Raw genomic sequence first — 19,820 nt, forward strand, 5'->3', positions numbered from 1 at the left:
TCGTTTTCGATAGTAATTGGCTTGTTTTTTGACAATTAATACCAAAAAGTCAAATAAATATGAAATTTTTAGGAGTTAGTGTAATACTTTTATTAATGGCCAAAGTTAGCTTTGGGCAGATAAAGCAAAATGTTGGCGATTTTTCTTCAGTATTAGCGACCGACAAGATTCAGGTTGAGCTGATTAAATCGAATGAGTCTTTGGTGACCTTCGAGGGGCAAAATCACGAGAATGTTAAGGTAGTAAACACCAACGGATCCTTGGTGTTGAAAATGAATACGTTGAATATGCTTCAAGGAGGCAATATCTCTGTTAAAGTATATTATAAAACTTTGAGCAATGTTGAAGCGAAAAAGGGTGCTAAGGTATTTGCGACAAAAGATAATACAATTTCGGCAGATCACTTAAAGGTATATGCTTCAGAGGGGGGGCTGGTAGATCTGTATGCTGAGGTAAAAACAGCGGAGATCAAAGTAACTTCAGGTGCGACAATAGCGTTGTATGGAAAGGCAAACAAACAAGAGATTATCTCGAATTTTGGAGGTAAATATGAGGGGAAAGATTTTAAGACTTCCACGACGATGGTTACTGTCAATGGTGGCGGTAAAGCAGATGTCTATGCCGCTGAATCCATCGAAACGAAAACGCGCGGCGGTGGTATCATTGATGTCTACGGAAAACCAGAACAACGTGTAGAAAAGAAAATGGCGGGGGGGACAGTCAACTTTAAATAAGTTATACTGTCTTGGATTTGTCAATTTTAACTTGTGTTGATTTTATTGACTTTTTTGCAATTGACCTGAAATCTGATGTAAGAGATCAAATAAAAAGGGTTTAGCTTAATACGTAATGTAATTATTTTTTAACCTTTTTATTAAAAAGGTCAATAGTTTTGTTTTTATAGTCAGAAACCTTCTTCATTTGTGCCTGAAATAGTTATTTTTGTGGGGGAATAATAAAAATATAGTATTATGGCGAAGCGTAATTATGTTTCAAATTCAACGGAGTCTACGCGCATGTTCAAAAATGACTTTTTGGAGTCATTGACGAAAGTGCATTGGAGTGTACCTTTGATTTTCTATGTACCTGTGGTGGCTTTCTTTTCGTATAAAGCTTTAGTTTGGGGAGATATTCCCTTCTTAACATACATTGGGTATTTTATTTTTGGCTTGGCTTTTTGGACTGCTTTTGAATACGCTCTACATCGATGGGTATTTCACTATCACCCCACGACGAAGTGGGGGAAAAGAGTGGCTTTTATTTTCCATGGTGTACATCATGATTACCCAAGAGACCGTATGCGTTTGGTGATGCCTTTGTCAGCGAGCATTCCGCTAGCTATATTGGTGTATCTTGGATTCACATTATTTTTTTCAAATGAGTTTATCTTAGCCAGCTTTTTTTCAGGTTTTATGGTGGGGTATTTGATCTATGACGAATGTCATTATGCGATGCATCATGCTAATTTTAAAAGTGGTATTTTTAAACGGATCAAGCAGCACCATATGTTGCACCATTATTCCGATCCAGAAAAAGGATTTGGTGTAAGCTCTTCCTTATGGGATGAAATCCTACGTTCGGGCTTTGAAGAAAATAAATCACAAAAAGAAACTTCTTCATTGAAAGAAGAAAAAGTATAAAGTTGGTTCTGTCCCTAAAAGGCCCTTGGATTATCCCCAAGGGCCTTTTATATTTTCCTAAAAATCCTTTTGTAATTATTCTTTATTGTAGCATTTATTTAATGTTTGCCCTTTAAAGCTTGTTTATATTAAAGGCTTCTTGTTGGGGTTAGCATTTAGATAGTCAAGTTTGAACTGGAACATCTGAGCCATTTTCTGTGCACGCCATTTTGCCTCTTCTGCTTTTTCACCAGCAAATAAGTCGTCCACCCTTGCTTCAAATAAGTTGAGCCATTGAGCGAAATGTTTTGCTTCTATGGGTAAATTCATATGCGGGGGAAAGGGGCTACCAAAGTAACTGTGTTCATCCAGTAGGATAGTCTGCCAGAAACTATACATCTTTTCAAGATGGGGTGCCCAATTATCTTGGATTCGTTCTTTAAAAATGGGTCCAAGTAAAGTATCGTTACGTATAGTCGTATAAAATTGATCTACTAATTCCTTAATGTCATCGAGTGTTTGGATATCCTGTTTCATTAACGTGCAATCTAGCTTGTGAATAAGATTTAAATGTTGGTGAAAAACTTATTCATGTTGTTTTTTTTGTATTCTAAATATAGTAACATTTATGGAGAGCGATATCACTTGGATGTAAAGAAGGCTGGCAAAAGTTTTGTATTTTTCTTTTATTGTCAGTAAATTGAATTCATACTAAGGGAAAAACATATGGGAAAATACGTTCTTTTAATTCTATTATCGATGGGATTTTATGCTGCTGAGGCGCAGGTTACAACAATTTCAATCAACAAGGAAAATTTTCAGTCTTCAGGTTTTCCATTTAAGGGGAAGCGGGTTTTACAAGTAGAACGCATTCAAACTCCAAAAGAAGATAATTATATTGTTTTTTCAAAAGAGGAGCGAGGGGCTGATCCCGACAAACTTTATGTACAGCAATTTCAGCAGATTGATGGAATGTGGAAGCTTGTTGCTAATGAATTGATCTCCGAAGAAGGGATGGTCACGTCGGTTTGGGAATCTCGGAAGGCATTTTTTGATGCGGATAGTGATGGTAAATTGGATGCATTATTTATTTATTCTAGGCATCCAATGGATGACCTACAAAAGCAGCTTAGTTGTATAGGACTAGTTCTTTATAAGAATAAATTTTACCGTCTCCGTGCGGAGGCAGCAGATGGTTATAGTCAAACAACGTTTTCAGACAATTATGCATCCCTACCGGTTGAAGTAAAAGAGAATGTGGAACGCTATTGGAATAATCTAGATAAAAGATAATTGACAAGTATGCAATTATGAATATAATGTCTTGGATTTGCCGAAAGATCATCATGCGATGATCTTTCGGTATGCCTGTTTCATCTTATAGTTCATTGGGAAACGGAGTTTACACACTTATTAACATCAATCGATTAATTTAAGAAGAATTGGTTTGATAGGTTACATTCTTAAGCTGATTGACTGAGGTAATTTGAATCTTAATTTTACTAGAGTGCAGCCAATAACTTTCTTTCTTCCTCAATTTGTGTTTTACTTATCACATAACGCGAAATGCGCTGTTTCTTTAATTGATCTATCGTATGAATAAGGTCTTTTGTACGTGCTTCTTTGCTAGGTTTAATCAATACGATCATATCCTTTGTATTCGGCATGGTACTTATCTTTGCTTTTAGTTGCGCAATAACTGCCGATAATTCTTTCTCGATATTTGCTGGTACTTTTGAAGAGCTGATAGGTTTTTTGAAATCCCCATGACACCACATAAACTTTCCTTCGCCTAGAATCAGTGTTGCCGTGCGGTTCTCATCAATCAGAATTGGACTTTCTACTTCTGATTTGGTTTTATCTGGCATAGCAATATCCATTGCTGACGGTTTATTTAGAGTTGTGGTCAGCATAAAAAATGTGATGAGGAGAAAGGCAAGGTCTACCATTGCAGTCAGATCCACTTTAGGAGCCATTTTTCTGCTTCTTATTTTTTTCTTTCCCGTCTCTGGTGTTTTTTGGTTTAATTCTGCCATGGTCGTCTTCTTTAAGTTAACACTTTTGTTGTCACTCAGAAGCATGATGTCGGAAATAGGATTATTCCATAGATTTTATTGTAACAGGCGATTCTTTTTGTACAAATTTTACGGTTTTCGAGTAATGATCTTCGCTGTCAGTAGTTTACATAGTCAATGATATTGTTCCAACTTTTGGTTACAACTTAAGCTCGAACCGCGTAATACGTAAAAAGCCTTTCATTTCTGAAAGGCTTTTTCTGCGGAGAGTGAGGGATTCGAACCCCCGAACCTGTGACAGTTAACGGTTTTCAAGACCGCCGCATTCGACCACTCTGCCAACTCTCCGCGACAAAAGTAGAAATTCTGAATAGATTTTCAAAACTTATTTTGCATTTTTCTTTAGCTAAATGGATGTGGGGATTTTTGAGCGGTAATCTTATTGATTATTAGCTGTTTATTTTTGATATTTTTTTTGCCAAATAAACTATAAGAGCGATCCAAAGGAGCTTTTGACCGTATATGCTTTGCTTCGGAGGTTTTTGATACTATTTGTTTGAACGAGACCATCACGAGTGTGATGATGAACGTTGTTTAATTGCCAAAGAATAGTCGGCGCATATTCCTCATAGATAATCTCAAATTCTCTTTGCTGGTCATTGGATTATTTTAAAACTATATCGAGTTCAGGGTTGAAATATGTTGGTTGGTCATACATATTAAAACATTTAATCTTGGCATTGTATAAAGTCAAATTTCAGCGAATCCAGGAAGAATAAGCACATGGCATTCAAACTGCCTTCTCCGAATCTTCGGCAAGGTCGCAAGGATTGTGACTTTGATAAGATTGAATAAATGACTAAGTAGATTTTCACTTATACGCATAAATATAATGTTCATAAAATTGATTTTAAAATTAGAAATCTTGATTGTCTGGAATATTATGTCTATTAGATGTGCTAGTATTCGAGTTATTACACAAAAAGCAAAATAAAAATAAAAGAATCAGCGAAGTGGAGTAGTATCGGAAGGTTTTATCTGAGATGAAATTATTTGAGCTATGGGCAACGCCTTTGGTCCGAACCATGTAAAATGCAAAAAGCCTTTCATTTCTGAAAGGCTTTTTCTGCGGAGAGTGAGGGATTCGAACCCCCGAACCTGTGACAGTTAACGGTTTTCAAGACCGCCGCATTCGACCACTCTGCCAACTCTCCGCGACAAAAGTAGAAATTCTGAATAGATTTACAAAACTTATTTCTCGGAGATAGGCTTAGCGTTTGAAAATGAGCTAGATTATTTTTCTGAAAGCTTATGCAGGTATAATTTCATGGCAATGCTTTCGGATATTGGCAGCAATTTTATCGATAGGTAAATCGTCTTGATCTATACCAAATGGTTCTTCAATGGATTCTCCAATCAATTCGAGAGACGCCAAAACATATAGGATAAAGGGGACAGCAATTACAACAAAATAACCAATCGAAAAAACATAACCTACGGGCAGGGTCATGGTATAGAAAATAATAAATTTCTTAATAAATGCACTATAGGCCAAAGGTATCGGCGTGTTTTTAATTCGTTCACAGGCACCACAGACATTTGTCATCGCAACTATTTCCTCATTGAGGATAATAAGTTGATCGCCACTTATGGTTCCGGCCTTATAAAGATCGTTTATTTTATGAAAGATCATATTGGACACTTGGTTTGGTCCATGCTTTTTATTGTCCAATGCCTTCAATTCGGGATGTTCATTTTCATCTAGCATAAACTTGGTGTAGTCCGATCTTAAAAAATCATAAAGGGTCTCAGCAAATAGTGGTACTGCTTTCCTAAAAAAACTTCGGTTAACCTTATCATCTGTTTCTAGCATTGCATCCAATTTGTAGGACAAGGCTCTACTGACATTGGTTAAAGTTCCCCATTGTTTTCGGGCTTCCCACCAACGGTCATAGGCCGAGTTTGTACGAAAAACAAGTAAGAGCGATATGACGAAACCAAGGAGATTGTGGACGATGGTAATATTCTTTACCCAACTCTTTTCATTTAATTTAAGGAATTCCAATTCTACAAAGGCTATCGCCCAGGAATAAAAAGCAATTAAAACAAGGAATGGTAGTAACTTTTTAAAGGTGTCTGATTTGTGTAATTTGAAAGTTGCTGAAAGCCAGTCTTTGGGGTTGTATACGATCATATACAAAAATATAAATTGTTGCGAAAATTTTGCGAGTTAATTGCTATTGCCGTAACTTCATCTTGCTATGGCGCAACAGCGATCAAAAACAAAAAGAACAGGTACAAAAGGAGGCCCGGGTCGAGAGACTAAGTGGATTTGGATGGTAGCAGGAATGTTTTTATTCTTTCTATGTCTTGTCTTGTGGCATTATCGAGCTGGAATTATCTATTATTTCCGTGTGGCTACTTCTAAGGATAAGTCGTTAACAAAGGAGGCTAAATACGATATCAGGAATATAGAGATTATGAGTAAGCATGACGATAAAGTGTTTGGTATTGACATTTCTACCTATCAAGAAGAAATAGATTGGCAAAATGTAAACACCATCAATGATCACTTTCCGATAGACTTTGTGTTTATCCGTGCGACGATGGGCGAGAGAGGAATCGACGATAAGTTTAGTAGAAACTGGAGTAAAATTGAAGGTAGAGCGGTTTTAAGAGGTGCTTATCATTATTTCAGACCCAACGAGAACTCAGTAAAGCAGGCTAAAAATTTTATTCGTAAGGTTAAACTTCAACCTGGAGACCTGCCGCCAGTTTTGGATATTGAGGAGCATCCCAAACAACAATCTATGGATAGTTTAAAAGTTGGGCTAAGACGTTGGCTTGATGAAGTAGAAACTCACTATAAGGTAAAACCAATTCTTTACTCCGGAGATAAGTTTTATAGTGATTTTCTGGAAAAGGAATTTGCAGCTTATACCTTGTGGATTGCAAATTACAATTTTTGGGTTGAGAACCCCAAAGAGCATTGGGCTTTCTGGCAATTTTCTGAAAAAGGTACCGTAAAAGGAATTCAGGGGAATGTTGACCTCAATATATATAATGGTAAAATTGAGGAATTGGAAAAGCTGCTTATTCCTTTTAAATAAAAGAATATATGTATAGATTTTTTATCTCATTATTCAGCGTTTGTTTTTTTTTGTGTAATCAAAAGCTGCTGCAGGCAAAACCAAAATGCCGTCCGGGTGTTAAACAACAAATCTCTATCCTGTCCGCCCCTATTAACATTGAATAAGTTTAAAAAGCTTTGTAATGTTGATGGCATTCAGGTGCTTGATACTCGATCGTGCGATGAGTTTTTGGAGGGATTTGTCCCAAATTCGATTAATATTAATTTTGAAGGCCCATTCGATCATTTTTTGACGCAAGTTTTCCCCGCCAAAGACCAAAAGTTTTTGCTAATTACTGATTCGGAAAATAATCAAGCCGTCATTGATTATTTGATAAAGTTAGAGTATACCCATATTGTTGGAGTTTTGGAAGGGGGGATTGAAACATGGAAGAGTAAAGAGATGGTAGCTTCCTTAAGTACTATTACTGCGAGGGAATTTAATAAAAAATCAGTTCAGGGTCATATTGTAGATGTAAGGACAGGGAAAGAATTTAAAAGTGGACATATTGACAATGCAATGAATATTCCCTTAACAGATTTAATTAATTTTGGTTCTATGCTTAGAAAAGATGATCAGCAGTTGTATATATATTGCCAATCGGGATACAGGAGTACAGTAGCTTTATCTATTTTGAGCGCAAAAGGATTTAAAAATATATGCAATATCCAAGGCGGGTATAAAGCATTGAAAATAGAAGAAAAGGAGAATCAATAATGGCTACTTTTGACCAAATTATTCAATCAAATTCGCTGGTTCTGGTGGATTTTTTTGCCACTTGGTGCGGTCCATGCCAGACTATGGCGCCGATTTTACAGGATCTTAAGGAATTTTATCAAGACGATTTGTCTATCATAAAGATCGACGTGGACAAGAATCCAAAAATCGCTTCGATTTATAAGGTGAGTGGCGTACCTACTTTCGTGCTGTTTAAAGATGGGCAGCAAGTTTGGCGACAGAGCGGAATGATTCGGAAATTGGAGTTACATAAATTGATCGATCAGGTAAAGTAAATAAAAGATAAGGGTTCCAATCAGATTGGAACCCTTATCTTTTAATGATACTCTGGTGTTTTTAATAGGTAGTGATATATTTCACTAAATATTAAAATTCATCTTCATCATCGAAGTCATCCAATCCTCCAATCGGGTCGATCTCAGGTAAATCGAAATCATCATCGAAATCATCATCATCGTCATCAGGACCGTTGAAGGATGCGAATTTTACTTCTTCAAAATCTTCGTTAGCTAAAGTTGCCGTGTTCATAAAATAATACTTTATTGTTCCTTATTCAATGCTGTAAAATTAGAGAAGAAAACCATTTTTTAAAACTTTTTTTTAAAAAAATACAGTCATTTATTTTTCTGTTAATCAGTGCGTTGAGTCGTTTTTTGAAAATAAAAATTTATTTCATTTTATTTATTCATTTGTTTCGCCGATAGCGTTGTCTTCTGTGACGATATCTTTCATTTGCGGAAGATCTCTGACACCATTGATTCCAAAGTGATCCATGAACTGCGAACTAGTTGCATAAAGTAATGGTTTTCCTAAACTATCTGCCTTTCCGGCGATTTTTATCAATTTCTTTTCAAGAAGTCTTTGAATAGAATAATCACAGCTGACACCTCTAATTTGTTCCACTTCCAGTTTTGTTATGGGCTGCCGGTAAGCAATGATCGCGAGTGTTTCCAGCGCCGATTGACTTAATTTTCTTTTATTGTTGTGGTTTTGAAGTTGCTGAATCGATTCGTGGTACAGCGCTTTTGTCAAAAACTGGTAGGAATTGTTAATGTAGCGTAACTCGAGGACAGCATCTTCATCCTGATACTTAGTTTCAATTTTTTTTATCAAGTCACGCAGTTCATCTCTAGATACTTCGATGGCTAAAGCTTCTTGCAAAATCTGTTTGATATCGGCAAGATCGATTCCTTCTGTAGAAGCAAATATAATTGCTTCAATATTTCTTATAACGTCTTTCAATGTTGCGTATTAATAGTTAATGACCTGTTCGACCATATGAGCTGGTAATTCGCGGAACTCATACTTTTGAGTTCGTAGTTGGGGACTGAATCCGGCTTCCAAAATTGCTTCCTGTATAGATTTTGATGTAAACCGATGTGGCGCACCAGCTGCTGAAACAACATTTTCCTCGATCATAATTGAGCCGAAGTCGTTCGCTCCGGCATGCAGACATAATTGTGCTGTACGTTTTCCGACTGTGAGCCAAGAAGCCTGTATATTTTTGATATTAGGAAGCATAATCCGGCTTAAAGCAATCATTCGTATATATTCTTCACTTGTTACGTTATTTGTAATGCCGCGGAGTCTCTTAAGCAAAGTGCCGTCATCTTGAAAAGGCCAAGGAATAAATGCTATAAATCCATGCGATTCTTTTGGCTTTTCATCCTGGACTTCACGTATCCATACCAAGTGTTCAAAACGTTCTTCTATTGTTTCAATGTGACCGAACATCATAGTAGCTGAAGTGGGCAGATTAATTTTATGTGCTGCCCGCATCACGTCCAACCATTCTTTACCCCCACATTTTCCTTTTGAGATTAAACGCCTAACACGGTCATTAAGGATTTCAGCTCCTGCTCCAGGCAGAGAATCCAAACCCGCTTCTTTCAATTGCGTCAATACTTCAAGATGGCTCATATTCTCTAATTTGGAAATATGCGCAATCTCAGGAGGTCCAAGAGAATGCAATTTTAGTGTAGGATAAAGCGCTTTTAATTGCCGGTAAAGATTCTTGTAAAACTCAATACCTAAATCGGGGTGATGCCCCCCTTGCAGTAGCAATTGGTCGCCACCGTATTTAAAAGTTTCTTCGATTTTCTGTTTGTAGCTTTCGATATCGGTGATGTAACTGTCTTCATGGCCGGGACGACGGAAAAAATTGCAGAATTTGCAATTTGCAATACACACATTTGTTGTATTAACATTTCTGTCGATTTGCCAGGTCACCTTACCATGGGGTACTTGTATTTTACGCAATTCATTGGCTACGAAAGTCAAATCAGCTGTAGGTGCATTTTGATATAAGAAAATGCCCTCTTCCTTGGATAGGAACTCAAATCGGAGCGCCCGTTCTAATAAATTACTTACATTCATCAATAACAAATATAAGGAGCTTTTAGCTTATTTATATCTTCTGTAGAATATTTGACAGGGAGATTGAATTTTACGGAAATTGGAGGATGTAAACAGAACTACGTACTTGTGTAACGAAAGTATTGCAATATTAGATAGTGTATAAACTACAATAACTTGATTTATAGTGTTTTGTAAATTATTTGGTGTTTTTCATTTTTTTTTACATTTATTATTCTTTACATTTATTTAACAGATTTTAACATTTTTATTTGGTAACCAAATTAGAAAAAATAAATAACCAAGGGATCTAAATTTGTTAGCAAGAACCTATTATCGCTGTTTTTGTGATTAAAAAAATAACCAAAAACTAAATATAAACCAATATCAATTTAAATAACTAAAGAATAAACATAAATTTTTTAAACCACCTATTTAGTAAAATTATGATGAAAAAAGCGGACAAAAATTGTTTTGATCTCATATTGCACCAAAAGTTCAATACGAGGTTTCTGCTTATGAGTTCTCTTCTCGTTGGGGGAGGAATGACCACTCATGGATTTGCCAGCGGATTAACCAACCATGGCAAAGTTGAAGTTGTTTCATTGATGAAAACCAAAAGCGTACAACAGACGCCTATTAAAGGGGTTGTGAAAGATGCTTCGACAGGTCAAGGTATCACAGGTGTTTCTGTTAAAGTTAAAGGGAGTAGCACTGGAACGTCGACTGACGAGAACGGTGCATTTACCATTCAGGGAAAAGTGGGCGACGTGCTTATTGTAAGTTACATCGGGTACAAAAGTACTGAAGTAACTGTTTCGTCGAAAGCTGATCTTGCCATTTCGTTAACTGCCTCCCAAGACGCATTAGAAGAAGTCGTCGTGACGGGCTATTCTACCCAACGTAAGAAGGATCTGACGGGATCTGTTGCTGTAGTCAATACCGACCAATTGAAAACTACTCCAGCCGCAAGTGCGGTAGAGTCTTTACAAGGTCGAGCGACAGGGGTTCAAGTTGTGACCGATGGTGCTCCAGGCTCTACTCCACAGATTAAAATCCGAGGTTATAGCACCATTAATAATAACGAACCGCTTTATGTAATTGACGGGGTTCCGTTTGAAGGAAAATTGAGCTGGTTGAATCAGAATGATATTGAAACAATGCAGGTATTGAAAGATGCGTCGGCAGCTTCAATTTACGGTTCACGTGCCAACAATGGTGTAGTCATCATTACTACAAAATCTGGCAAATCTGGCAAACCACAGATTAATTTTGATGCGTATTACGGTGTTCAGGTGCCTAATAGCGGCCGTTTCCCAAAAATGTTAAGCCCACAACAGATTTATAACTTAAATGATAATAAAGATCCGCTACCTGACTATTTGTTGGCTGGTGATGTCTCGGGGAACAAAGTAACGCCTGCAGATGCCGATATGTCCAAATATAATTATGCGGATAACAAAGAGGAATTTTATCAAATTACTAAAGCGAATAAGGCAGGAACAAACTGGTTCAAAGAATTGAGTCAGAACGCGCCGACACAATCTTATCAGTTAAATACAGTGGGTGGCGGCGAAAATGCCTCTTATGCCGTATCAGGAGGATATTTGGGACAAAAAGGAACAGTTATCCATACGGGATTCGAACGATTCAATGTACGTTCAAATACGAATTTTTCCGCTTTTAATAAAAAACTGCGTTTTGGTGAAAATATGCAGTATAGCATGACTAAAGGACACGGTGTTGGTGTAAATACAAATACAGCCGGCGATTATATCGGTGAGGGTAGTGCGATCGGATTTGCCTACCGTATTAAAAACATTAATTCCGGTATACGATGAAGGTGGAAACTTTGCAGGCTCTAGAGGCGGCTGGGGAAATGGTGAGAATCCTGTAGCAATTGCTTACCGCGCAAAAGATAATGTGAACAAAAGCAATTTCTTCTTTGGAAATGCTTTTGGAGAGTATGATATATTAAAAGGGTTAACATTTAGAACAAGCTTTGGTGTCAAATATGAAAATTATTACAATTTAAGTTATACCTATCCAAATCTGGAATTTACAGAGGGTAGCGCAAACAGTGCATCTTCAGAGACCTCAGGTTATAATACGGAATGGACTTGGACAAATACTTTGAACTATAAGGCTAACTTTAATGATGCCCATAGCTTAAATGTATTGTTGGGAACGGAGGCTATTGATAATACCTATCGCCAGGTTCAAGGAAACGGCAATGGATACTTTATAACAAACAGTACGGATTTCTTCTATGTGAGCCAGGCTTCCAAAAATTCGGCAGCAAGTGAAGGTGCTTTGGGATCTTTGTTTTCCATATTTGGAAAGGTAGATTATTCGTATAAGGATCGTTATATCTTAAGTGGAACAGTTAGAAGGGATGGCTCATCAAACTTCGGATCCAAGAACAAATATGGTACTTTTCCTGGGGTGAGTGGTGCTTGGCGGGTATCTCAAGAGGAATTTATGAAAAGTGCAGGCTGGTTAAATGATCTAAAATTAAGAGCAGGTTATGGTATTACAGGAAACCAACGAATTCCGTCATATCAATATTTAAAGCGTTATGCAACTTCTATTAACTCGGCTTCTTATCCAATAAATAATGAATTAGTAAGTGGTCTGTGGGTCAGTGACTATCAAAATGAGAATGTTAAATGGGAACAGGTTGCTTCATTAAATTTAGGATTGGACTTTTCAATTTTGGGAGGGAAGATTGATGGTGCTTTTGATTGGTACAATAAGAAAACTTCAGACATGTTATTTGCATTGCCATTGCCGGGAACCGCTGTTGGTCGGGCGGCTTCGCCTTATGTAAATATTGGCGATATGCAAAATAAAGGGGTGGAGTTCTCGTTGAATTATCATCATAAACAAACTGACCCGAACAAATTTAACTTTGATATTGGAGCAAACATATCCAGAAACAAAAATACAATTGTCGGTTTGGCACCAGGAATCAACGATGTGGTATATGGTGCTTTCCGAAGCATGGAAACCTCCATTTTAAGAACAGGTCAACCTTTTGGTGCATTCTATGGATTTAAGGTAGCGGGGATTTATCAAAACGAAGCGGAGCTGACACAATATCCTTCTTACGAGAAAGCGCGTGTTGGCGGGTTTAGATTTGAAGATGTGAATGGTGATGGTATTATTGACGCAAAAGATAATACCGTAATCGGAAGCCCTCACCCAGATTTTACGTATTCGCTTAATTTCAATGCCAATTACAAAAACTTTGATATCATGATGTACTTTTATGGTTCGAAGGGAAATGAGAATTATGAGGCAACACGTTACTTTACAGATTTTGGCGTGTTTGATGGTCAAAAGAGTGTGCGCGTATTGGATGCGTGGAGTCCAACCAATACATCAAGTATGATTCCATCGCAAACAAAAGAAGAAGTTTCGGCTAATGAGTATGCTTCTTCCAGCTATTTCGTGCAGGATGCAAGCTTCTTTAAGATGAAAAACTTACAGATTGGTTATAATTTCTCTACAGATAAACTCTTTGGTGCAAATACAGGCGTGAAAAGATTAAGAGCTTATGTCGGGGTAACAAATCTATTCACCATCACAAAATACGAAGGTCTTGATCCGGAAGTATCGGCAACACCATCGGATTATCCAGCACTGGGCGTTGATTTTGGGGTTTACCCACAATCTAGGCAATACATGTTGGGCGTAAGTTTAGGTTTTTAACGGAATTATAAAGCAATTAAAATGAAAAAGAGAACTATTCAATTATACAGTTTGTTAGGACTGACGACTTTAGGTATGCTTGGTTGTAGTAAAGGCTTTTTGGAAAAAAATCCTCAAGGGCAATTGATCGAAGAGCAGATTGAGGGAAAGAAGGGGGTAGAAGCTACCTTGATTGGTGCCTATGCAATTATGAACGGTAATATAAATGGCACTTGGGGGAACTATGGTTCGGCGCCAAGCCAATGGATTTTCGGAGAAATTACTTCCGATAATGCACACAAGGGATCAGTAATCACCGATCAGCCAAACATGAATATGATCGAGTCTTTTACTACGATTTCCTCTAACGACAACCTAAGCACCATGTGGCAGGTATATTATGAAGGCATACTTCGTGCAAATACTACGCTGCGTTTGTTGAGTCAAGATCAAAGCGGTAGCAAAACGATTAAAGCAGAGCGTGCTAAAGAAATTGAGGGTGAGGCGAAATTGTTACGTGCCCACTACTACTTTTTTCTGTGGCGTATCTTTAAAAATATTCCATATGTAGACGAAAATACAAGCATCGAAGAGGCAAAAGTTGTCAAAAATGATAAGGATGTACAACCTATGATCGAAAGTGATCTAAAGACTGCTATTGCGAATTTACCGGATAGCAAGATCAATGGTGAAGGTGGACGAATGGATCAACGTACTGCGAAAGCATATTTGGGTAAACTATACCTTTATCAAAAAAAATATACTGAGGCTCTGACTTTATTTAAGGATGTCATTGGAAGCCGTGATATCACAACAATGCCTTTCCAGGATAATTATGATGTCAATAAGGAAAATGGACCCGAAGCGCTGTTAGTGGCTAAGCATGCCATCAATCCTGATGGCGGTGGGGATAATGCGAATGTGGGTGATATGCTCAGTGGTCTTAATGGCACTAACCCTGTTGGCTGCTGTGGTTTCTACCAGCCTTCAATTGATCTCGTTAATGCATATAAGGTAGATGCAAATGGACTTCCGATGCTAGATGATTCCTATCGTACGAACCCATATACTTCTGATATCTTATTGACAGATAAAACCGCTATAGCAAATTATAAATTGGATTTGAACTTAAAATTTGATCCACGGCTTGATTACACCGTTGGTCGCCGCGGTGTCAATTTCTTGGATTATGGGGAGTTTCCTGGTGATGCATGGTTAAGGCCGGAAGAAGGAAGTCGTCCGCATGGTGGTCCATTTACGGGTATTAAAACGATGATTCCGAAAAGTCAACATGCTGCTCATACACAGGCCGGTGCTGCTTATGTAACCGATCTTGATGTGAATATTATTCGACTTGCTGACGTAATTTTAATGGCTGCGGAGTGTGAGGTTGAATTGGGTAATCTTCCAAATGCTTTAAAATACGTTAACTCTATTCGGCTTCGTGCGGCACAATTACCATCTAAGACTACCGGGGGCGGAGTCGCCGCTGCTAAATACGAGGTTAAACCATATCCAGCATTCACAAGTGCGGATCAGGCGCGTAAAGCTGTTCGATTTGAAAGAAGATTGGAACTTGCCATGGAAGGTCACCGTTTCTTTGACTTGGTGCGCTGGGGTATAGCAAAAGAGGTTATCGCAAATTATGCAAGGTTTGAAGGCGGTATACTCCCAGTATTTAAGAGCAAAGCATATGCCGATAAAAATGCTTATTTCCCAATTCCACAGGAAGAAATCAATAAAAGTAACGGTAGCCTTACTCAGAACCCAGGCTACTAATAGCTGAAATAAATAATGCAAAAGGAGGATTAATTTCCTCCTTTTGCTGTTTTATACGATTTATATCTGAATTTTGGCAGTAGGAGAAATGGAGTTATTGCTCTTTTTTGTATGTTTACACCAATGAAAAATTTTCTGCGTACGCTGTTACTGCTTTGGCTTGTCCCATTTTCTACCCTTATTGTTAAATCCCAGGATTTTGAAGACGTCTACCATATGCTTCAGGAATCCAAAATCTTAAATGATCATTTCTACGGATTTTCACTGTACGACTTAAATGCAGATAAGTTTGTCATGGATGTTAATGGCAGTAAGCATTTTACACCTGCTTCCAACACTAAAATATATACTACTTATGCTGCTTTGGCGCTGCTGGGTGATTCGATACCAGGGTTGGAGTATGTTGAACGCGGAGATTCGCTGTTAATATGGGGAACAGGAGATCCGACTTTTTTGCATAATCGTTTGGATACAAGGGTGGTGTATGATTTTTTGAAAAGAACAAATAAAACGATCTACTTCGTTGCCAGTCCTATGAGAAATAAATTCTACGCACATGGTTGGGCAATGGAGGATTTTGAAGCTTATTATCAGCCTGAAATAAGCACATTTCCCATCTATGGAAACGTGGTTACTTTCCGCCAAAGGGGATACAATCATTTAAATACCTCTCCCAAAATTTTTCAGAAAGACCTGGATTTTTTGCCTGAGCCTAAAAAGGGTGAGTTCGAGCTTTCGCGCTCGTTTCGAAGCAATAATTTCTGGATGTCAAAATGGCCAGTCCCAAATAATTATGTCAATGAAGTTCCTTTTATTTATTCGGATAGTTTGTTTGTAAAATTGTTGTCGGATACACTCGGAAAGAAGGTAAATCGCCTGATCTATACAAAACCAAACGATACAAAAATATTGTATTCAGGTGAAACAAAAAATCTACTACGTGAAATGATGTTGCCCAGTGATAACTTTATTGCTGAGCAGTTTTTAATGATGTGCTCGTGGAAGCAATTTGGCCAATTTGATACCTATTTGGTGCGGGATTGGATGAAGAATAACGTTTATAAATACTTTTCAGCCGAGGTTGCCCTATTTGATGGATCAGGTCTTTCTTCCTATAATAAGGTGACTCCACAAAATAATGTGGATTTGTTGGTGCTCCTGAAAAATAAGTTACCTGATGAGAAGGATCGCTTTCGCCTTTTTCCAGCTGGAGGTGTTGATGGTACGCTGAGAAGAACCTATAGCAAAGATCTTGGTCAACCCTTTGTTTTTGCTAAGACCGGAACTATTACCTCAGTCTATAATCAAAGCGGTTACCTCATTACACGGAAAGGAAGACGGATGGCCTTTTCTTTTATGAACAATAATTATATAGATGATCGGGCAAGTGCAATTCGTAAAGAAATGGCTAAAATTATTACTTATATTCGTCAAACTTATTAAGCCAATTTAAATGGAAGCAATTGTAAAAAACAACAAAAAATTGATTCGTTCTTGGGCCATGTTTGATTGGGCCAATTCTGCTTACAACCTTGTTATTACTTCCACAATATTTCCAGTTTATTATACAGCAATTACTACAACGAAAGAACATGGAGATGTTGTCAGTTTCTTTGGAATTGAAGTGGTTAATACCGCACTTTCCAATTTTTCTTTAGCTTTTGCGTATTTGCTGATGTCTTTTTCTTTGCCCTTTATTTCTTCGTACGCCGATGCAAATGGAAAGAAGAAGCAAATCATGAAATTCTTTACCTATATGGGCGCGATGGCATGTATGTGTCTATTCTTCTTTAAGCTTGATACTTTGGAAATCGGTATGATATGTTTTGTGCTTGCTGCAATGGGTTATATCGGTGGTGTTTTGTTTAATAACTCCTATTTACCACTTTTAGCTACTGTTGATCAACAGGATAAGGTGAGCGCGCAAGGTTTTGCTTATGGTTATATTGGATGCGTTACATTACAGATTCTCTGTTTTATAGTCGTTCTTAAACCAGAATGGTTTGGTATTACAGACGCCTCTTTACCGGCACGCATATCGTTCCTAATGGTTGGATTATGGTGGCTCGGGTTTTCTATGATTCCTTTTAAATATTTACCCAAAATTGAGGCTACTGGGAATACTACAGGCAAAAGCTTCATACAGAACGTACGGGATGAATTTGGACACGTGATTCAAAAGATCAAAGGTATTCCTGAAATCAAACAGTTTCTGCCGGCATTTTTCTTCTATGCGATTGGGGTGCAGACCTTAATGATTGTCGCTTCTTCCTTCGGTGAGAAAATTTTGCATTTAGGTGCGGAAAGATTGATTGCCACGATTCTTCTTATTCAGCTTGTAGCCATTTTAGGAGCATTCCTAATGTCTTATTTATCTACACTGTTTGGAAATATTAAAGTATTGATAGTGGTAGTAATGATCTGGATCGGAATCTGCATATCAGCTTTTTATTTATCCACTCCGCTTCAATTTTATATTATTGCCGCAATGGTGGGCCTAGTCATGGGGGGAATTCAGTCGCTTTCACGTTCAACCTATTCAAAACTAATTCCACCTAATATCAAAGATACCACCGCTTTCTTCTCTTTTTATGACGTTACAGAAAAGGTAGCCATTGTCATTGGGTTATTTTCATTTGGGCTTATCGAACAAATAACACACAATATACGTTACTCAGCATTGGTTCTTTCTTTATTTTTTGTAATTGGATTGTTACTTTTGGTGCGGATATTAGTATCCAATAAATCTTAATTTTATTGATCAAATTTAATATGAAAGTAGAACTTTTTGTTCCTTGTTTTATAGATCAGCTTTATCCGGAGACAGCGTTTAATACTGTTCGTTTACTGGAAAAAGTTGGCTGTGAGGTTGTATATAATCCCGAGCAGACATGCTGTGGCCAACCGGCATATAATGCTGGGTTTTGGGAAGATGCAAAGCAGGTTGGACGGAAATTTCTAGGAGATTTTTCAGGCGAGCATGTTATTATTTCTCCGTCCGCTTCTTGTACTGGTATGGTAAGGCACAGTTACAACGATCTATTCGCTAATTCTGCAGATTCCCATCAATGTCATAAAATACAACAACAGGTTATTGAAATATCTGATTTTTTGGTAAACATACTGAAAAAGGAATATTTTGGGGCTGAATTGGAGGGAGTTGCCGTATATCACGATTCATGCTCGGCATTACGGGAATGCAAGATTAAAGATGAACCCCGAATATTACTGAGTAAGGTTTTGGGCTTGGAGATGGTAGAGGTAAAAGATAGTGAGACATGCTGTGGATTTGGTGGTAGTTTTGCGGTAAAATTCGAAGGTATATCGGCTGCGATGGCTGAACAGAAAGTGCAGAATGCTTTGGATATGCATGCAGATTACATCATATCGACTGATTCATCTTGCTTACTGCAGTTGCAATCTTATATCGATAAACATAAATTACCTATTCAGACCATGCACCTGGTTGATGTATTGAGCACTGGCTGGGGAAATATTTAAATAACACATAAATCTAAACACATGAATTCAAGAAGAGATTTTCTTAAAAACCTTGCATTAGCATCTGCTGGGATTGCATTGGCTCCTTCGTTGGAGAGCTTTACAGCACCTAAGAAAGATTGGTTTGATATTTCCCTGGCGGAATGGTCTTTGCACAAATCTTTATTTAAAGGAGATTTGAATAATTTGGATTTTCCAGCCTTGGCTGCAAAAAAATATGGTATCTATGGTGTAGAATACGTGAACCAATTTTTTAAAGATAAGGCGAATGATAATAATTATCTTACCGAGCTGAATATGCGTGCTAAAGATAATGGTGTACGTAATGTACTTATTATGATTGATGGTGAGGGAAATCTAGGTGATGAAGACGAAACGAAGAGAAAACAAGCTGTGCAAAATCACTATAAATGGATTTCTGCAGCTAATTTTCTAGGTTGTCACGCCATACGCGTTAATGCTGCCGGTAAAGGATCGCCTGAAGAAGTGAGTAAACGTGTTGTTGAAAGCCTAACCGCATTGTCAGATATAGGCAAAAAAGCAGGAATCAGTATTATTGTAGAAAATCATGGTGGTATTTCTTCACATGGTGATTGGTTGGCCAAGACACTCAAAGCTGTAGGTAGTAAGTATTGTGGAAGTTTACCTGATCTTGGAAACTTCTATGAATATGATCGTTATCAGGGCGTCACAGATTTGATGCCCTATGCGCATGGTGTAAGTGCCAAAACACATGATTTTGATGCCAACGGCAACGAAACACAAATTGATTATGAGCGTATGTTAAAGATTATCAAGAAAGCAAAATTCAAAGGATACATTGGTATTGAATATGAAGGAAGTAAGTTGAGCGAGGAAGAGGGGATCTTTGCGACTAAAAGGTTGCTGGAGCGTTTACGTCCTTTAATTTAATCATGAATAAGTCAAGTTCTTTTCAATAGATGGAAAGAACTTGACTATTATAACGGATGTTTATTCATCTACCTCTT

The 19,820-nt window shown here is 37.6% G+C and carries 19 protein-coding genes and 2 tRNA genes; 13 read left to right on the top strand and 8 right to left on the bottom strand.

All coding sequences use genetic code 11. The features are described from left to right. The first annotated feature begins 59 nt into the window (after positions 1-59). Both QE382_RS06360 and QE382_RS06365 read left to right on the top strand, forming a co-directional pair. Complete coding sequence (locus QE382_RS06360) at positions 60-734, top strand: head GIN domain-containing protein (protein ID WP_307185155.1); 675 nt, start codon at positions 60-62, stop codon at positions 732-734. 237 nt (positions 735-971) lie between these two features. Then, a complete protein-coding gene (locus QE382_RS06365) occupies positions 972-1,640 on the top strand; it encodes a sterol desaturase family protein (protein ID WP_307185156.1) in 669 nt (222 codons plus the stop codon). A 123-nt stretch (positions 1,641-1,763) separates the two neighbouring features. Here QE382_RS06365 and QE382_RS06370 read toward each other — a convergent pair whose 3' ends face one another. Further along, entirely contained in the window at positions 1,764-2,156 is a 393-nt protein-coding gene (locus tag QE382_RS06370) for a group III truncated hemoglobin (RefSeq protein ID WP_307185157.1), read from the bottom strand. 189 nt (positions 2,157-2,345) lie between these two features. Here QE382_RS06370 and QE382_RS06375 point away from each other — a divergent pair, with 189 nt between their 5' ends. After that, positions 2,346-2,912 carry a hypothetical protein gene (locus tag QE382_RS06375; RefSeq protein ID WP_307185158.1) on the top strand — a complete coding sequence of 189 codons (567 nt, stop codon included), beginning with the start codon at positions 2,346-2,348 and terminating at the stop codon, positions 2,910-2,912. A gap of 209 nt (positions 2,913-3,121) precedes the next feature. Here the strand turns inward: QE382_RS06375 and QE382_RS06380 are convergent, their stop codons facing one another. The 4 genes from QE382_RS06380 to QE382_RS06395 form a co-directional block, all read right to left on the bottom strand. Beyond that, positions 3,122-3,655: an ExbD/TolR family protein gene (locus tag QE382_RS06380; RefSeq protein WP_307185159.1), complete on the bottom strand. Its 534-nt coding sequence runs from the start codon at positions 3,653-3,655 to the stop codon at positions 3,122-3,124. Between the two features lie 242 nt (positions 3,656-3,897). Beyond that, a tRNA-Ser gene (locus QE382_RS06385) sits at positions 3,898-3,982 on the bottom strand. A gap of 781 nt (positions 3,983-4,763) precedes the next feature. Then, a tRNA-Ser gene (locus QE382_RS06390) sits at positions 4,764-4,848 on the bottom strand. Positions 4,849-4,943: 95 nt separating this feature from the next. Next, entirely contained in the window at positions 4,944-5,828 is an 885-nt protein-coding gene (locus QE382_RS06395) for a bestrophin family protein (RefSeq protein WP_307185160.1), read from the bottom strand. A gap of 67 nt (positions 5,829-5,895) precedes the next feature. Here QE382_RS06395 and QE382_RS06400 point away from each other — a divergent pair, with 67 nt between their 5' ends. From QE382_RS06400 to trxA, 3 genes are all read left to right on the top strand, one after another. Then, complete coding sequence (locus tag QE382_RS06400; protein ID WP_307185161.1) at positions 5,896-6,744, top strand: glycoside hydrolase family 25 protein; 849 nt, start codon at positions 5,896-5,898, stop codon at positions 6,742-6,744. A 138-nt stretch (positions 6,745-6,882) separates the two neighbouring features. Continuing rightward, positions 6,883-7,482: a rhodanese-like domain-containing protein gene (locus QE382_RS06405; RefSeq protein WP_307185162.1), complete on the top strand. Its 600-nt coding sequence runs from the start codon at positions 6,883-6,885 to the stop codon at positions 7,480-7,482. Continuing rightward, complete coding sequence (gene trxA, locus QE382_RS06410; protein ID WP_307185163.1) at positions 7,482-7,778, top strand: thioredoxin; 297 nt, start codon at positions 7,482-7,484, stop codon at positions 7,776-7,778. The genes QE382_RS06405 and trxA overlap by 1 nt, the downstream gene beginning before the upstream one ends. 91 nt (positions 7,779-7,869) lie before the next feature. On the opposite strand, the gene QE382_RS06415 is transcribed toward trxA, so the two are convergent. The 3 genes from QE382_RS06415 to mqnC all read right to left on the bottom strand — a co-directional run bounded on the left by QE382_RS06415 (position 7,870) and on the right by mqnC (position 9,879). Then, complete coding sequence (locus QE382_RS06415; protein ID WP_209578860.1) at positions 7,870-8,031, bottom strand: hypothetical protein; 162 nt, start codon at positions 8,029-8,031, stop codon at positions 7,870-7,872. A 153-nt stretch (positions 8,032-8,184) separates the two neighbouring features. Beyond that, positions 8,185-8,745, bottom strand: a complete 561-nt coding sequence (scpB, locus tag QE382_RS06420) for an SMC-Scp complex subunit ScpB (RefSeq protein ID WP_307185164.1) — start codon at positions 8,743-8,745, stop codon at positions 8,185-8,187. Positions 8,746-8,754: 9 nt separating this feature from the next. Continuing rightward, on the bottom strand, positions 8,755-9,879 hold the full coding sequence (gene mqnC, locus QE382_RS06425) for a cyclic dehypoxanthinyl futalosine synthase (RefSeq protein ID WP_307185166.1): 1,125 nt from the start codon (positions 9,877-9,879) through the stop codon (positions 8,755-8,757). Between the two features lie 425 nt (positions 9,880-10,304). Between mqnC and QE382_RS06430 the strand changes: the two genes are divergently transcribed. From QE382_RS06430 to QE382_RS06460, 7 genes are all read left to right on the top strand, one after another. Beyond that, complete coding sequence (locus QE382_RS06430; protein WP_307185167.1) at positions 10,305-11,699, top strand: SusC/RagA family TonB-linked outer membrane protein; 1,395 nt, start codon at positions 10,305-10,307, stop codon at positions 11,697-11,699. Next, positions 11,647-13,572, top strand: a complete 1,926-nt coding sequence (locus QE382_RS06435) for a SusC/RagA family TonB-linked outer membrane protein (protein ID WP_307185168.1) — start codon at positions 11,647-11,649, stop codon at positions 13,570-13,572. Before QE382_RS06430 ends, QE382_RS06435 begins: the two co-directional genes overlap by 53 nt. A gap of 21 nt (positions 13,573-13,593) precedes the next feature. Beyond that, the gene (locus QE382_RS06440) at positions 13,594-15,330 is read left to right on the top strand and encodes a RagB/SusD family nutrient uptake outer membrane protein (RefSeq protein WP_307185169.1); all 1,737 of its coding nucleotides are present in this window, start codon (positions 13,594-13,596) and stop codon (positions 15,328-15,330) included. Positions 15,331-15,453: 123 nt separating this feature from the next. After that, on the top strand, positions 15,454-16,773 hold the full coding sequence (locus QE382_RS06445; RefSeq protein ID WP_307185170.1) for a D-alanyl-D-alanine carboxypeptidase: 1,320 nt from the start codon (positions 15,454-15,456) through the stop codon (positions 16,771-16,773). 10 nt (positions 16,774-16,783) lie between these two features. Beyond that, on the top strand, positions 16,784-18,082 hold the full coding sequence (locus QE382_RS06450; protein ID WP_307185171.1) for an MFS transporter: 1,299 nt from the start codon (positions 16,784-16,786) through the stop codon (positions 18,080-18,082). Between the two features lie 20 nt (positions 18,083-18,102). After that, positions 18,103-18,831, top strand: a complete 729-nt coding sequence (locus tag QE382_RS06455; RefSeq protein WP_307185172.1) for a (Fe-S)-binding protein — start codon at positions 18,103-18,105, stop codon at positions 18,829-18,831. Between the two features lie 21 nt (positions 18,832-18,852). Further along, positions 18,853-19,743, top strand: coding sequence for a sugar phosphate isomerase/epimerase family protein (locus QE382_RS06460; protein WP_307185173.1), 891 nt, complete (start codon positions 18,853-18,855; stop codon positions 19,741-19,743). Positions 19,744-19,820 lie beyond the last annotated feature (77 nt).

The organism is Sphingobacterium zeae (assembly GCF_030818895.1).
Classification (GTDB): Bacteria; Bacteroidota; Bacteroidia; order Sphingobacteriales; family Sphingobacteriaceae; genus Sphingobacterium; species Sphingobacterium zeae.